At 29.6% G+C, this 14932-nt stretch carries 15 protein-coding genes; 3 read left to right on the plus strand and 12 right to left on the minus strand.

Annotation, left to right across the window (positions count from 1 at the left end):
* Positions 1-23: 23 nt before the first annotated feature.
* Positions 24-2504, minus strand: a complete 2481-nt coding sequence (locus ATR_RS09610) for a molybdopterin guanine dinucleotide-containing S/N-oxide reductase (protein ID WP_115429291.1) — start codon at positions 2502-2504, stop codon at positions 24-26.
* A 9-nt stretch (positions 2505-2513) separates the two neighbouring features.
* A complete protein-coding gene (locus ATR_RS09615; RefSeq protein ID WP_115429292.1) occupies positions 2514-3086 on the minus strand; it encodes a cytochrome C in 573 nt (190 codons plus the stop codon).
* A gap of 265 nt (positions 3087-3351) precedes the next feature.
* Between ATR_RS09615 and ATR_RS09620 the strand changes: the two genes are divergently transcribed.
* Positions 3352-3789, plus strand: coding sequence for a Dps family protein (locus ATR_RS09620; RefSeq protein ID WP_115429293.1), 438 nt, complete (start codon positions 3352-3354; stop codon positions 3787-3789).
* A gap of 89 nt (positions 3790-3878) precedes the next feature.
* Positions 3879-5030, plus strand: coding sequence for a multidrug effflux MFS transporter (locus ATR_RS09625; protein WP_115429295.1), 1152 nt, complete (start codon positions 3879-3881; stop codon positions 5028-5030).
* 15 nt (positions 5031-5045) lie between these two features.
* Here the strand turns inward: ATR_RS09625 and ATR_RS09630 are convergent, their stop codons facing one another.
* From ATR_RS09630 to ATR_RS09665, 8 genes are all read right to left on the minus strand, one after another.
* Positions 5046-6125 (minus strand): sulfite reductase, encoded by a 1080-nt coding sequence (locus ATR_RS09630; RefSeq protein ID WP_115429297.1) that lies wholly within the window; start codon positions 6123-6125, stop codon positions 5046-5048.
* Positions 6126-6136: 11 nt separating this feature from the next.
* Positions 6137-7540: a sulfate adenylyltransferase subunit CysN gene (gene cysN, locus ATR_RS09635; RefSeq protein ID WP_115429299.1), complete on the minus strand. Its 1404-nt coding sequence runs from the start codon at positions 7538-7540 to the stop codon at positions 6137-6139.
* 1 nt (position 7541) lies between these two features.
* Complete coding sequence (cysD, locus tag ATR_RS09640) at positions 7542-8453, minus strand: sulfate adenylyltransferase subunit CysD (RefSeq protein WP_115429301.1); 912 nt, start codon at positions 8451-8453, stop codon at positions 7542-7544.
* A 16-nt stretch (positions 8454-8469) separates the two neighbouring features.
* Complete coding sequence (locus tag ATR_RS09645; protein ID WP_306457758.1) at positions 8470-9171, minus strand: phosphoadenylyl-sulfate reductase; 702 nt, start codon at positions 9169-9171, stop codon at positions 8470-8472.
* Positions 9172-9179: 8 nt separating this feature from the next.
* Positions 9180-9410, minus strand: a complete 231-nt coding sequence (locus ATR_RS09650; protein ID WP_115429305.1) for a DUF2061 domain-containing protein — start codon at positions 9408-9410, stop codon at positions 9180-9182.
* A gap of 31 nt (positions 9411-9441) precedes the next feature.
* Positions 9442-10374, minus strand: coding sequence for a cysteine synthase A (cysK, locus tag ATR_RS09655; protein ID WP_115429307.1), 933 nt, complete (start codon positions 10372-10374; stop codon positions 9442-9444).
* Positions 10375-10603: 229 nt separating this feature from the next.
* Positions 10604-11017 carry an RrF2 family transcriptional regulator gene (locus tag ATR_RS09660; RefSeq protein ID WP_115429309.1) on the minus strand — a complete coding sequence of 138 codons (414 nt, stop codon included), beginning with the start codon at positions 11015-11017 and terminating at the stop codon, positions 10604-10606.
* A gap of 6 nt (positions 11018-11023) precedes the next feature.
* Positions 11024-12295 carry an O-acetylhomoserine aminocarboxypropyltransferase/cysteine synthase family protein gene (locus tag ATR_RS09665; protein ID WP_115429311.1) on the minus strand — a complete coding sequence of 424 codons (1272 nt, stop codon included), beginning with the start codon at positions 12293-12295 and terminating at the stop codon, positions 11024-11026.
* A 203-nt stretch (positions 12296-12498) separates the two neighbouring features.
* Between ATR_RS09665 and ATR_RS09670 the strand changes: the two genes are divergently transcribed.
* Complete coding sequence (locus tag ATR_RS09670) at positions 12499-12816, plus strand: cupin domain-containing protein (protein WP_115429313.1); 318 nt, start codon at positions 12499-12501, stop codon at positions 12814-12816.
* A 98-nt stretch (positions 12817-12914) separates the two neighbouring features.
* Here the strand turns inward: ATR_RS09670 and ATR_RS09675 are convergent, their stop codons facing one another.
* Entirely contained in the window at positions 12915-14375 is a 1461-nt protein-coding gene (locus ATR_RS09675; protein WP_115429315.1) for a tryptophanase, read from the minus strand.
* Between the two features lie 102 nt (positions 14376-14477).
* On the minus strand, positions 14478-14831 hold the full coding sequence (locus ATR_RS09680; protein ID WP_115429317.1) for a hypothetical protein: 354 nt from the start codon (positions 14829-14831) through the stop codon (positions 14478-14480).
* Positions 14832-14932 lie beyond the last annotated feature (101 nt).

The raw sequence follows: 14932 nt of genomic DNA on the forward strand, positions 1-14932 counted from the left end.
GCCTTTTGGCTTTATTGTAACTATTAAGGCTGTTTAAAGATAGATATATCTTTTGCTTTTTTTGTATATTTCTCAATATTTACTAATGCTGTATTTGAGCTATTTCCATTTGCTAATTTTGAAGTTGGAATATCTTTTGTAAGAACATTAACATTTCCATTTAGACAAATTGTACCTATTTTACCCCTTTCAAGTGGATCATACCAAGCACCTTCATCTACTCTTACAACACCTCTTTTTAGCTTATCTGTAAGTACTGCTCCTGCTAAAATCTCACCTCTTTTATTATAAACTCTTACAAGATCACCATCTTTTATCCCTTTAGATTTTGCATCTTTTTTATTTATAAAAATTGGTTCTCTATTTGCAACTGCATATTTTTCTCTTAAAGATGTATTATTTAATTGTGAGTGAAGTCTATGATCTGGATGAGATGTAATTAGAGCAAACTCTGCATCTTTATTTTTCATTCCTAACCACTCATCTGGCTCAAACCAAGTTGGATGTCCTTTACAATCATCATAATTCATATTTTCAATTACTTTTGAAAATATCTCTATTTTTCCAGAAGGAGTACCTAGTGGTTCTAAAATTGGATCTTCCCTATAATCTGCATATCTTACAAACTCTGCATTCTCTTGTGGAACTTCAAAAGTTACAGGCTTATTTGCTTCCCAAAACTCTTTAAACTTAGGTATATTTAAACCAATATTTTCTACTTGATTATAAGCACTTAAATAAAACTCCTCAATCCACTCTAAGGCTGTTTTGTTTTGAGAATAATCTTTTAATACACCAAACTCTTTTGCTAAATCACAAAAGATATCGTAATCATCTTTTGCTTCATTTTGTCTCTCTACTGCTTGTTTCATTGGAATGATATTTAAATTTGAGTAATCTCCACTCATAGTAATATCATCTCTTTCATAACTTGTTGTAACTGGCATAACAATATCTGCCATTCTAGCAGTTGGAGTCCAGAAAATCTCATTTACAACAATAGTTTTTGGTTTTCTAAGAGCTTTTACTAATGTATTTGTATCTTGATGATGAACCATAGGATTTCCACCAACCCAATATACAAAATCTATATCTGGATATGTAATCTTTGAACCATTATGTTCTATTACTTTTCCAGGATTTAAAAGTGCATCTGCGATTCTTGCAACTGGGAAAGAGAACTTTGCAGTTTTTTCAAGCCAAGAAGATCCCCCTGTATTTTGTGTAGAAGTTATTGTAGAAGTTATACCTCCAATTTTCCCACCTTTTGCTGTAGGAACTCCACCATTTGAGTAATGATACGAAAATCCAAATCCACCACCAGCAAGTCCTATTTGACCTAGCATTGAAGCTAAAGTTACAATCATCCAATGAGTCTGCTCGCCATATTGAGCTCTTTGAATTCCCCATCCTGCCATTATCATTGTTCTATTATTATACATCAATAATGCTAGCTCTTTGATAGTTGCTTCATCTATTCCACAAATCTTTGATGCCCATTTCGTATCTTTTGCAACTTTATCTTTTTTTCCAAGTAGATACTCTTTAAATTCATCAAAGCCTTCTGTATATTCGTCTAAAAAAACTTTATCATAATTATCTGTTTTTAGTAGATGATATGCCATTCCCATCATAAGTGCAACATCTGTTCCTGGAGTAATTGGAACCCATTTCGCATCTAAATATGTACAAGTCTCATTTTTTTCTGGATCTATACAGATTATCTGCTTATTTGATTTTTTTAGCTCTTGTAAATATTTAAATCCTTGCTCATCTGTTGATGTCCAAGAGATTTTTAATGTTCTCATCAAATTTGCACCCCAAATTACAACAACTTTTGAACTTTCAAGTACAACTGGCCAAGATGTTTGTTGCTCATACACCTCAATAGTCCCTAGTACATGAGGCATAATAACTTGTGCAGCTCCTGTTGAATAATCTCCTAAAGAACCTGTAAACCCACCTATTGTATTCATAAATCTATGTAACAATACTCTTGAGTTATGCATATTTCCACTACTTTTCCATCCATAGCTTCCTGCAAAAATACCTTCTGCACCTCTGTCTTCTCTAGTTTTTTTAAGCTCTCCCGCTATTAATTTAATAGCTTCTTCATATGAAACTCTAACCCACTCATCTTTACCTCTTAACTCAGGTTTTGAACTATTTGGGTTTTCTAAATAAGACTTCCTAACCATTGGATATTTTATTCTATCTTTCGCATATACTAAATCTTGTGTATAATATTGTAAAGAGTTAAAAATATCAGAAGTTTTTTGATAAGGTTCAGATTTTACAATCTTTACATCTTTTATTGTAAGTTTCAACATTCCCCAGTGAGCTGCTGTTAATACTTCACCATTTGTTACTAAAGTTGTAGAAAATCTTGATACAGTGGCAGCTAATAAGTTTGTTCTATTTGATACCACATCAACAAAAGGAACTGCTGCAAATAATACTGCAAGTTTTAAAACCCCTCTTCTTTTTTGATCTATCTTTCTCATTTCTGCTCCTTATTCCATATCTTTTGCATGTTTTTGTAAATATTGAACTACTAGGTAGTTATCCTCTTTTGTTAAAGCTGTTCTACTAAGCATTGACTTCATTACACTTGGCCAAAGATTTGCTGTAAACTCTTTTATATTATGTGCACTATGACAAATTCCGCAATTATTTTTATATAACTCATCAGCTTGTACATATAAAGAGTTTAAATCTTTTGTTAAACTATCCTTTTCAACAAAGGCAACAACTGATATCTCTTTAAAATCACTTTTATCTATATTTGTTGAACTTAGAACCTCAAAATTACTACCTTTTGATAACCCTGCAACTAATATTCTATTTTTTTGTGCAAAATAAATAGCATGCTCCGTACCCTCTTTTACAAAACCACTTATTTTGATTTTATATCTACCATCAACTTCTCCTAAAACTTCAATCTTCGAAGTTGGTAATAACCTTCCCTTTATTGTTGTACTTTTTGAATTTTCAAAAAGATTCTTAACACTACTTGCATACCAAACATCATTTGCTAATAAGCTATTTGATAATAGAAGTGCTAAAAATAAACATATTTTTCTCATAATATACCCCTTTTTATATTTCTGAAATTTCAAGGGTTCTTTATTAATTTAAGAAATAACTATTTGAAACTCTCAATTATGATTGTATCTCAATATAAATAATCTTTACATAAATAACTATATTTTTTAAGATTGTTTTAATATTAATTTATAAAATAGTAATACTTTCTTTAAATCTAAAATAATTAAAAATTGTCAACTATTATTGACAAATTAATTTTATGCCTATATAATAGTCTCTTATTTTATTAGAGAAGGATTAAAAATGTCAAATGTAATTAAACAGTTAAATCAAATCCAAGCCGATGCTCATGCCCTTTATATAAAACTCCACAACTACCATTGGAATGTAAAAGGGATGGATTTTCATCCAGTTCATACATACACAGAAGGTGTTTACAATGAAATGGGAGTTTTATATGATGATACTGCTGAAAGAGCAATTATTTTAGGTGGAGTTGCACTTTTAACAATTGATGATTTAGTAAAAACTACAAAGATTAAAACAGAAACTGCTTCTAGCTTTAAATCAAAAGAGATAGTTGAAAAAATAACTTCTGATTTTACTTATCTTTTAGCTGAGTTTAAAAAACTAAGTAAACTTGCATCTGAATGTGATGACAGAGGAACAGAAGCTTTTGCAGATGACCATGTTGCAAAATTAGAAAAAAATCTATGGATGTTAAATAGTATGCTAAAATAAAAAAAAGAGGAAATTTCCTCTTTTTTTACTTCTATATTTTTTACTAATATTTTATCTTTCTTATATTTTTTATTTACAAAAGAGTTTTTATGCGAAAATCAATCAATCATATATATTTAATTATTCTATTATCTATTTTATCTTCAGTTGCTCCTATGGGGGTTGATACATATTTACCATCTATTCCAGAGATTGCAAAGTTTTTTAATGTAGATATTCATAAAATTGAGCTATCTTTATCTATTTTTTTAATAGGATTTGCTGTTGGACAAATATTTGGAGGTCCAATTTCTGATAGATATGGTAGAAGATTTGGCTCTATTTTAGGACTTTCTGGCTTCGCTCTTTTTAGCTTTTTAATCATTTTTAGCTCAAATATCTATGAACTTTGGTTTTATAGATTTATAGAGGCATTTTTTGGAGGAATCACTGTTGTAAATGCAACTGCTGCTGTAAGAGATAGATTTAGTGGACAAGAAGCTGCAAAAGTTTTCTCTCTTATTGGAATGGTTAGAAGTTTGGCTCCTCTTTTAGCTCCTGTATTTGGAGCGGCTATTATTCACTTTTTCCCTTGGGAAGGAGTTTTTGTATTTCTCACAATATATGCTTTAGTAGTAGCATTCTTTATACATAAAGATTTGCCAGAGAGCTTTACATATACAAAACAAAACATTATTCAATCATACAAACTTGTTTTAACTCATAAAAAAGCTATGAAAGCTATGTTGGTTCTTGCTATTAGTTTTGGAGCTTTTTTTATTATTATTGCAAAAACATCTTATATTTATATTGAATACTTTGGCATAAGAACAGACTATTTTCCACTCTTTTTTGGTATAAATTTTATTATTTTAATAGCTATGATAAAAGTAAATGTAAATCTTCTTAAAAATCACAAAGCTATTGATATTACCAAAACTGCTATTTTAGTTCAATTTTTTATTGGTTTAATATTTTTATTAATTCATAAAGATATGACTCTAATTTATACTATTATCATAATAGCTTCATATATGAGTATGATGGCATTTATTTTTGGAAATTGTATGTCTTTGGCTATTGAACACTTTTCAAAAAATGCTGGAGTTGCTAGTGGAGTTATTGGTGTTTTACAATTTGGTTTAGGAGCAATAATATCTTCTATTGCTCTAAATTTTGGTGATAATGGATTTTTTGTGATAGCTTTTAGTATAACCTTTTTATCACTTATAGGATTTTTGATTATAAGAAGTTATAAATAGTTGTTTTTCAACTATTTATTCTAAAGTTAATCCACTCTTTTTTAGAGATTTTACTAAATTCTCACTATTTTTTGTAGGAACATCTAATATTATAATATTTGATTTATGTGTAATTTTTAGTTTTGTTGCACTACTATTTTTCATCTCTTTTATTAGATTTACTAACTCTTCTTTACTTAGCTCTTTTTTTAAACTCCTTAACCCTATAAAAGAGTAACCATCATTTGTGCTTTTATTTATTCCCATTCTAGGTTTTTTAGGGCTATTTAATATTTCTAATTTCTTATTATTTTCTAGTTTTATATCTAGATTTGAACTTAAAATATCACAAAAACTCTCAAGTGTAAACTCATCTAAAAACTCTCTAAAATTACTATTTTTTTCTCTATTTCCAAAATCTCTATATACACTAGCTATTATTCTTGCTGTTTTTATTATTTGTGAACTAGTTAATTGTGCTACAACATTATCTAAAATTTTCAAATCAAAAACTATCTTTTCTCTGCTATTTTTAAAAGCATTAAAACTAATATCAGGAGTAAATCCAGCATCACAACCCTCACGGTAACCACTTATTGCAAACTGTAAAGAGTTAGGTAAATTAAAAAAGTTTTTATTCTCAACAAAACTATCATTTAATTTCTTAGCTAACTCTTCTACATCAAAAATCTGTGTAGTATCAAGCCCATTTACAGGACAAGTTAATACCTTTTTTATACTATGGCTAGACTCATAAAAGCTTTTTAAACCAACACTATTTAGGATATTGAAAACTTCTGGAATATCACTTAATTTTAAACTATCAATCTCTAATTTCTGACCATCTTTGAAAGAGAACTTTTGTAGAGAAAAGATATCTAAAATATTTAAAATAGACTCTAATTGAGCCAAATTCAACTCTCCTAAATTTAGAGGTATTTTAAGGGAAAAAAAGTTTTGCTCTTCATCTTGTGCATAAATCCCATGCCACTTAAATCTCTCCAAATCATTTTGGGATATTTTTTCTCCAAAAACTGCATAATAAAACAGTGAAGATAAAATATCTTCACTGTTTATATCTTTTTTTAGTTTCTCTATATTTATAATTGCGGACATTTAAACTCCTACTAAAAAATCTCTTTACACTCCCAATGTGGAAAATGTTTTCTAACAAGAGCATTAAACTCTATCTCAAAAGCACTATAAGAGCTATCTTTTTTGCTTTGATCACTAGATTTTGCTCTTATCATTCCAGCACCAACAGTATTATTTGTAACTCTATCTATAATAATAAAGCTTCCCATGGCCTTTATCTTATCATAAGAGTCATATGCAATTATTTGTTCTAAATCAAGTTTTGCTCTTGCTATTTCATTTAAGTTAAGCGAATTTGCAGAACTTTGAAGAAGTGTATTTACATCTGTTTTATAATATATCTGAGCAATTGTTCCAACTGTTGTACTTGTTGCCCTTTTTATAAAATATTGTTTTCCTTTAATAAGTGGATCTTCACTAAGCCAAACTAAATCAACATCAAAATTACTTGCTTCATCAGCTTGTTCGTCACTTTTAACAATTACATCTCCACGACTAATATCTATCTCATCTTCAAGTGTTAAAGTAATAGCTTGTTGTGCATAAGCATACTCTAAATTCCCATCATAAGTCACAATCTCTTTTACTTTTGAACTTTTTTTAGAAGGAAGTACAGTAATCTCATCTCCAACTTTTATTATCCCACTTGCAACTGTTCCACAAAAACCTCTAAAATCAAGATTTGGTCTATTTACATATTGTACTGGGAATCTAAAATGAGTTAAATCTCTATCGCTATCAATCTCTACATCTTCTAAATGTTCTATCAAAGTTTTACCTTTATACCAAGAAGATTTAGAACTTCTTTCAACTACATTATCACCATTTAAAGCAGATAGTGGAATAAGTGTAATATTTTGTGTAAGACCTAACTCTTTTGCAAATTTCAGATAATCCTCTTTTATCTTATTAAAAATATCTTCTCTAAAATCCATTAAGTCCATTTTATTAACTGCTACAACAATATGATTTATTCCTAAAAGTTTGTTAATAAAAGAGTGCCTTTTTGTCTGAGTTTGTACTCCATATCTTGCATCTATTAGGATAATTGCTAGGTTTGCTGTACTAGCACCAGTTGCCATATTTCTAGTATATTGTTCATGTCCAGGAGTATCAGCAATAATAAACTTTCTTTTTGGAGTTGTAAAATATCTATATGCAACATCTATTGTAATACCTTGTTCTCTCTCGCTTTGAAGACCATCAACCAATAAAGAGAGATCAAATTCACCATCTGTTGTATTGTTTTTTTTACTATCTTTTTTTATCGTTGCAAGTTGGTCTTCAAAAATCCCTTTGCTATCATGTAATAATCTTCCAATTAGAGTAGATTTTCCATCATCAACATTTCCGCAAGTGATAAATCTAAGAAGTTGTTTATCTTCATGCTCTTTTAAATAAGCTTTTATATCATCGATTTTTTCTATATTTGCCATCTTAAAAATATCCTTCAATTTTTTTCTTCTCCATAGACCCAGCACTATCACTATCTATTACTCTTCCTTGTCTCTCACTTGTTTTACTTAAAAGCATCTCTTTTATAATCTCTTCAAGTGTTGAGGCAGTTGAATTTACTGCTCCTGTTAATGGATAACATCCAAGAGTTCTAAATCTAACCATCTCTTCTTTTATTTCATCATCTTTTCCTATTGGCATTCTTTCATCATCAACCATAATTTTTACACCATCTTTTTCAACAACTGGTCTTTTTGCTGCAAAATAAAGTGGCACTATTGGAATTTGCTCAAGATAGATATATTGCCAAATATCAAGTTCTGTCCAGTTTGAAAGTGGAAAAACTCTAATACTCTCATCTTTATGAACTCTTGAGTTATAAATATTCCAAAGTTCAGGTCTTTGATTTTTTGGATCCCATCTATGGTTTTTATCTCTAAAAGAGTATATTCTCTCTTTTGCCCTACTTTTCTCTTCATCTCTTCTAGCACCACCAAAAACAGCATCAAACTTATATTTATTTAATGCTTGTTTTAAGCCTTGAGTTTTCATAATATCTGTATGTACAGCTGATCCATGAGTAAAAGGGTTAATATCCATAGCAATTCCTTCAGGATTTGTATGAACTAATAGTTCAAACCCCTCCTCTTTTGCTCTTTTATCTCTAAAAGCTATCATCTCTTTAAATTTCCATAAAGTATCCACATGTAAAAGTGGAAATGGTAATTTTGCAGGTGCAAAAGCTTTTAGAGCTAAATGCAACATAACAGCTGAATCTTTTCCAACACTATACATCATAACAGGATTATCAAACTCTGCAACAACTTCTCTAATAATATGAATTGATTCAGCTTCAAGTTGTTTTAAATGTGTTAATTGTTTTGTATCTAACATTTAATATTTTTCCTTTTTATTTTTTATGTAACCCACACTCTTTATGTTCAGGATTTTCCCACCACCATCTTCCTGCTCTTATATCTTCACCTTCTTTTATAGCTCTTGTACATGGTTCACAACCAATACTAGGATAACCACTATCGTGAAGTTTATTATATGGAACACTATTTGCTTTTATATACTCCCAAACTTCTTTCTCACTCCAATTTATAAGTGGGTTTAGTTTTATAACCTTAAAATTCTCATCCCACTCAATAAGTGGCATAGTTTCTCTTGTTATACCTTGACTAGCTCTTAAACCAGTTATCCAAATATCCACATTTTCTAAAGCTCTTTTTAAAGGCTCGATTTTTCTAATATTACAACAGTTTTTTCTATTTCCAATACTTTCAAAGTGACCATTTACCCCTTGAGTAAGATATAGTTTCTCTACATCTTCAGATTTTGGGAAAAAGACTTCTATCTTCACATCATATTTTAAATTTGTTGCATCCATAACTTTATAAGTTTCACTATGTAGTCTTCCAGTATCAAGCGTAAATACTCTACTGTTTTTATCTACTTTAAATATCATGTCTGTTAAGACTTGGTCTTCTGCCCCTAAACTTGAACTTAAAGCTACATTTTTATAATTATTTATTATATATTTGATTAAATCACTCGTATTTAAAGAGGAGATTTTTTCTTTTATACTCTCTACTATTTCTAAACTCATAATTTGCCTTAAATTTGATAATCGTTTTCTGTTGGTTTTACTGTACCAAACTTTATTCTATTCCAAGCTCTTTCATGAAAGTAGTATAAAACCATTTTTGTAATAACTTCAATAGTTCCAATTGAAGCTGCCATAACTAAATTACCCGTTATAAAATAAGATACTATAATCGTATCAAGTGTTCCAACCGTTCGCCAGGATATTGCTTTTGCGACCGATCTATATGGTTTTTCGTGCATACTCTTCCTATTTTAAAGCTAAACAGAAGTTTTATTCTTCTGTATAGTCATATAAACCTGAGCTTAAATATCGCTCACCAGTATCGCATAAAATTGTTACAATTGTTTTACCTTTATTTTCAGGTCTTGAAGCAACAATTTTTGCTGCTAATGCATTTGAACCTGAAGATACTCCTACTAAAAGTCCTTCTGTTTTTGCTAACTCTCTTGAACTTTCTATTGCATCATCATTTCCAATTTTAATAACTTCATCATATACCTTTGTATTTAAAACATCAGGTACAAATCCAGCTCCAATTCCTTGAATCTTATGAGGTCCAGGATTTCCACCACTTAAAACAGGAGATGCTTCTGGCTCAACTGCAATTATCTTAATATTTGGGTTATGTGCTTTTAATATTTCACCAACACCAGTTAATGTTCCACCTGTTCCAACACCAGCTATAAAAATATCAACTTTTCCATCAGTATCTTTTAAAATCTCTTGAGCTGTTGTCTCTCTATGTATTGCTGGATTTGATGCATTTTGGAACTGTTGTAAAATAATTGAGTTAGGAGTCTCATTTCTTATCTCATTTGCTTTTTCAATAGCACCTTTCATCCCTTTTTCAGCAGGTGTAAGAACTAATTTAGCTCCCAAAGCTTGAAGAAGTCTTCTTCTTTCAACACTCATTGATGATGGCATTACAAGAATAAGTTTTAATCCTAATGCTGCACTAACACTTGCAAGTGCAATTCCAGTGTTTCCACTTGTTGGTTCAATTATTGTTGAATTTGTATTAATTTCTCCATTTTTTAGTGCTTCTTTTATCATATTTACACCTATTCTATCTTTTACACTAGAACTAGGGTTCATAAACTCACATTTTCCTAATACTATTGCTCCACTAATATTACTTGCATCCTGTAATTTTACAAGTGGTGTATTTCCTACTAATTCTGTTATATTGTTTGCGAATTTCATATATTATCCTTTCAAATGGTTCCTGTTTTAGGAAACCTATATGTTAAATTATTACTTTTTATAGCAGAGTTTATAGTCTCGTATCCATCGCGTAGTCTTGTATCAAACGCAGTGAAGCTAAAAAAAGTAGCAAAAACCTAAAGTACTTTAGAAAAAAGCCTTACTCAATTGATTCCCATTTGAAAGGAACCTATACATTCAATTCTATATAAGAAAAACCACAATTTTATTAAATATTATAATGTAGAAAATTGTTATATCTACCTTCATATTTATCTAAATCAGCCAAAGTTAAATCAAATATCTTTTTTGTTTTCTCTTTTGACTCTTCAAAAAGTAGATTTAAGATTGGATTATCAATTTTTGCATCTACTATTTTTATATCATCTTCAAGAGCTATTAAGATATCTACTATCTTTATCTCTTTTGGACTTTTTGCCAAAAGGTAACCACCTCTAGCCCCTCTTGTACTTATAAGCAAATCCGCTCGTCTTAACTTACTTAAAAGTTGTTCTAAGTAGTTTTGAGGAATAGAGGCATTTGCTGAAATATCCTTTATTTGCATGGGAGTATCATCACTATGTTTGCTTAACTCATAAATAGCAGCCAAACCATACACCCCCTTTGTTGAAATCAATGGCATATCAAACTACTTATTTAATGCTTGATTTAAATCTTCAATTAAATCAGCTGTATCTTCTAAACCAATTGATAACCTAATAGTCGTTGGATTTACTCCAGCTTTTCTTAGCTCTTCTTCATTTAATTGAGAGTGAGTTGTTGAAGCTGGATGAACTATTAAAGATTTACTATCTCCAATATTTACAACTACACTAAACAATTTTGCGCTATCAATTACTCTTTTTGCCTCTTCAAAACTCTCTACTTCAAAAGAGATAAGACCACTTGCTAATCCATTTTTGAAATATTTTTGTGCTTTATCATAATACTTATCACCTTTTAATCCTGGGTAAGATACATTTTGTACCTTTTTATGAGATTTTAAGAACTCTGCAACTTTCAAAGCATTATTTGAATGCTTCTCGACTCTAAGACTTAAAGTCTCTAATCCTTGAATTAAAAGCCATGAGTTAAATGGTGCAGGAGTTGCTCCAATATCTCTTAATAAAGATAATCTAGCTCTTAAACAAAATACAGGAAGCGGAACATCTGTATATACAAGCCCATGATATGAAGCATCAGGAGTTGTAAATTGTGGATATTTTGTACTATTTTGTTTAAAAAATTCTGCTAAGTTATCTCTTTCAACTATAACTCCACCAAGAGCTGTACCATTTCCACTTGTATATTTACTTGTAGAGTGAACAACAATATCAACACCAATTTTAATTGGGTTAAATAGTGTTGCTGTTGCAACAGTATTATCACAAATAGTGATTATTCCATGTTTTTTTGCAATCTCTACAATTTTATCCATTGCTGGAATTGCAATTTGAGGATTTGATAATGATTCAAAAAAGATACCTTTTGTTTTATCATCTATTAAACTCTCTAAATCAGATGCATCATCACTTTTGAAAGTTTTTACACTAATTCCAAATCTTTTTAAAGTAAAATGAAATAGAGTTACACTTCCACCATAAAGCTTATCAGAGATTAAAATATTATCTCCAGATTCAGCAATGTTAGCTATTGAATAGAATACTGCACTAGCACCGCTTGCAGTTACAAGAGCTGCTGCACCATTTTCTAGTTGAGCATATCTTTGTTCTAAAATATCATTTGTAGGATTATTTAGTCTTGTATAAATTGGTCCTAACTCTTTTAATGCAAACAGATTTGCTGCATGTTCACTATCTCTAAAAGCATAAGCTGTTGTTTGAGAAATTGGAACTGCCATCTCTCCATTTCCATTTTTTTTATCATATCCAGTATGGATTGCAATTGTATCTTTTTGCATTTTAAATCCTTTGTTTTTTAATATGGTTTAAATCTATGTGGAATTATAGAGAATTTCTTTTTAAATGTCAAGTCTTTTAATCAAATTTATATAATTATGGAATGTATGGGCTTCTCTACAAAGCATAGTAAAATAATCAAGTATATATTTGGTTTTTATAAAAAATATAGTAAGATACCTAAAAATCGATATAAGAAGAGTAAATGGTAGAAAAATATAATATATTTGAAAAAACAATAGTAGATAAAAAAGATGAACAATTTTTTGAAATTTTCAGAGATGATAAAATAAAAATAGAGAAAATTGTCTCAAATGGTCAGAAATCACCTGAAAACTTTTGGTATGAGCAAGATAAAAGTGAGTATATTTTACTTTTAAGTGGATGTGCAATTTTACAATTTGAAGATTGTGAAGTTGAACTTAAAAAAGGTGATTGCATAAATATAGATGCTTTTCAAAAACATAGAGTAAAATTTACAAGCCAAGATGAACCAACTATTTGGTTTGCAGTTTTTTATTAGCTATATTTTATAAAGCTATTTTTAGTTTTAAACTACATATTATCTTTCAAATTTTCTAATTTATAAAAAAGAGAGCAAAAACTCTCTTCTTTTAAGAATTATAAACTATCTCCAAAATCTTTTTTGAATTTAGCTATTAGTTTTTCTGGCCAATCTGAAACTGGTTCTAGTCCACCCATAAAAAATCTTAAAACTGGTGGTTCGTATGTAAATCTTAAACCACCTATTAATTCTCTATTGTCATAAAGCCAAGTTAATCTATCTTCTACATATTTAATTTGTGAAAGTGTAAATACTCTTCTAGGAATTGCAAGTCTTAAAAGCTCCATATCAGCATAAGTTTCATTTCCATCTTCATCTCTTTGGTTTGAAACACTTCCTCTCTCCATCCCTCTAACTCCTGAAATTAGGAAAAATGCAGCAGCAAATGCGCCTGCTGGATATTGTGTTTGTGGAATATGTTTACAAATTTGCATAGCATCAACATGGCATCCTAAAACACCAGCTGGTGTAACAACTGGAATTCCTTTTTTATCTAAAGCATTTACCAAATACTCAATAAATTTTGGACTTTGTGAAATCATAGTCTCATCTAAAGTTTCATATAAACCAACAGCAATAGCCTCTATCTCTCTTACAGAAATACCACCATAAGTTAGGAATCCTTCATATAGTGGTACAAGAGGTTCAAGTTTTTTATAGATTTTTTCATCATTTGTACAAATTCCCCCACCTCTTGAAGAGCTTAACTTTCTAGCTGAGAAATAGATAATATCTGCCAAAGAAGTCATTTCATGAATAATCTCTTTCATAGTTTTATCTTCAAACTCTTCTTCTCTTTGCATAACTAAATATGCATTTTCTCCAATTAAACTAGCATCAAGTACAAGCATAATTCCATATTTATCTGCTACTTTTCTAACATCTCTTAAGTTTGCAATAGAAAAAGGCTGCCCGCCTATTAGATTTGTTGAAGCTTCCATTCTAATAAATGGAATATTCTCTTTCCCATTTTTTTTAATTGACTCTTCAAGAAGTTCGATATTCATATTTCCTTTAAATGGATGCTTCGAGTTAATTACAAAAGCTTCATCATATAAAAGCTCTTCAATTTTTCCGCCATTTTCAGTGATATGTGCCATAGATGTTGTAAAGTGATAGTTCATAGGAACAGTATCACCCTTTTTTATAAAAGTTCTAGAGATAATATTTTCAGCTGCTCTTCCTTGGTGAGCAGGAAGAAGATATTTTTTTCCTAAAACATCTTCAACTGCTTTTTGGAATTTAACAAAGCTTTGACTTCCTGCATATGCATCATCTGCTATCATCATAGCACCTAGTTGTTGATCACTCATAGCATTTGTTCCACTATCTGTTAACATATCTAGGAAAACATCTTTTGTATTTAATCTAAAAGTATTAAAACCACCCTCTTTTAAAGCTTCAAGTCTTCTTTCAATAGGTACTAAATGTAACTTTTGTACAACTCTTACTTTGTGAAGTTCAAGTGGAATATTATCCTCTTTGTAGAACTTTATATTTAAACCATTCTTTGGCATATTTTCTCCTTCTATATTTAAAAAAATTCTTTGATTTTACCTAAATATATATAAAAACTAAAAAATTACCAATTATGTTAAATAAAATTGTAATTAAACTATTTAAAGTTCTAACTCAAAAAACTCTTCACAAGTTTTTTGATATTTTGCAACAGAGCATGAGATTTTTATTGCATTTGAATAATCTTTAAACTCTTCTAAAAATAGTTTTTTTAATTTTTCAACTTCTGTACTTCTAAATATAAAAAAGCCTAAAATCTCAGTTTTTCTCTCTCCAGCTTTTTCAATACCAAAACTATCAAACTTCCAATCTACACCTTTGGAAAAGAAGAAAACCTCACTAACTCTTTTTTCTAAATCATCTCTTACATTTTGATTGAACTCTTTTAGATGAATATAAAAAGCAACATTACAGTTGTAGTCACTTTGTGTTAAATCTACCATACTTTTACCCATAAATATCCTTTAAAAAATGAATTTCTATAATACCTAAAATTAAGTAAAAATATTAATTAGGAAGCTTGTTAATATATTAAATTTTGGTTAATATAGCTATT

The sequence above is a fragment of the Aliarcobacter trophiarum LMG 25534 genome (assembly GCF_003355515.1).
Lineage (GTDB): Bacteria > Campylobacterota > Campylobacteria > Campylobacterales > Arcobacteraceae > Aliarcobacter > Aliarcobacter trophiarum.

What these genes read in the sequence shown, in the direction of transcription:
- cysD (WP_115429301.1), bottom strand. Translation starts at nt 8,453, where the DNA reads ATGTTAGATACAAAACAATTAACACATTTAAAACAACTTGAAGCTGAA.
- ATR_RS09665 (WP_115429311.1), bottom strand. Translation starts at nt 12,295, where the DNA reads ATGCAAAAAGATACAATTGCAATCCATACTGGATATGATAAAAAAAAT.
- ATR_RS09620 (WP_115429293.1), top strand. Translation starts at nt 3,352, where the DNA reads ATGTCAAATGTAATTAAACAGTTAAATCAAATCCAAGCCGATGCTCAT.
- ATR_RS09625 (WP_115429295.1), top strand. Translation starts at nt 3,879, where the DNA reads ATGCGAAAATCAATCAATCATATATATTTAATTATTCTATTATCTATT.
- ATR_RS09645 (WP_306457758.1), bottom strand. Translation starts at nt 9,171, where the DNA reads ATGAGTTTAGAAATAGTAGAGAGTATAAAAGAAAAAATCTCCTCTTTA.
- cysK (WP_115429307.1), bottom strand. Translation starts at nt 10,374, where the DNA reads ATGAAATTCGCAAACAATATAACAGAATTAGTAGGAAATACACCACTT.
- cysN (WP_115429299.1), bottom strand. Translation starts at nt 7,540, where the DNA reads ATGGCAAATATAGAAAAAATCGATGATATAAAAGCTTATTTAAAAGAG.
- ATR_RS09615 (WP_115429292.1), bottom strand. Translation starts at nt 3,086, where the DNA reads ATGAGAAAAATATGTTTATTTTTAGCACTTCTATTATCAAATAGCTTA.
- ATR_RS09650 (WP_115429305.1), bottom strand. Translation starts at nt 9,410, where the DNA reads ATGCACGAAAAACCATATAGATCGGTCGCAAAAGCAATATCCTGGCGA.
- ATR_RS09630 (WP_115429297.1), bottom strand. Translation starts at nt 6,125, where the DNA reads ATGTCCGCAATTATAAATATAGAGAAACTAAAAAAAGATATAAACAGT.
- ATR_RS09680 (WP_115429317.1), bottom strand. Translation starts at nt 14,831, where the DNA reads ATGGGTAAAAGTATGGTAGATTTAACACAAAGTGACTACAACTGTAAT.
- ATR_RS09660 (WP_115429309.1), bottom strand. Translation starts at nt 11,017, where the DNA reads ATGCCATTGATTTCAACAAAGGGGGTGTATGGTTTGGCTGCTATTTAT.
- ATR_RS09670 (WP_115429313.1), top strand. Translation starts at nt 12,499, where the DNA reads ATGGTAGAAAAATATAATATATTTGAAAAAACAATAGTAGATAAAAAA.
- ATR_RS09610 (WP_115429291.1), bottom strand. Translation starts at nt 2,504, where the DNA reads ATGAGAAAGATAGATCAAAAAAGAAGAGGGGTTTTAAAACTTGCAGTA.
- ATR_RS09675 (WP_115429315.1), bottom strand. Translation starts at nt 14,375, where the DNA reads ATGCCAAAGAATGGTTTAAATATAAAGTTCTACAAAGAGGATAATATT.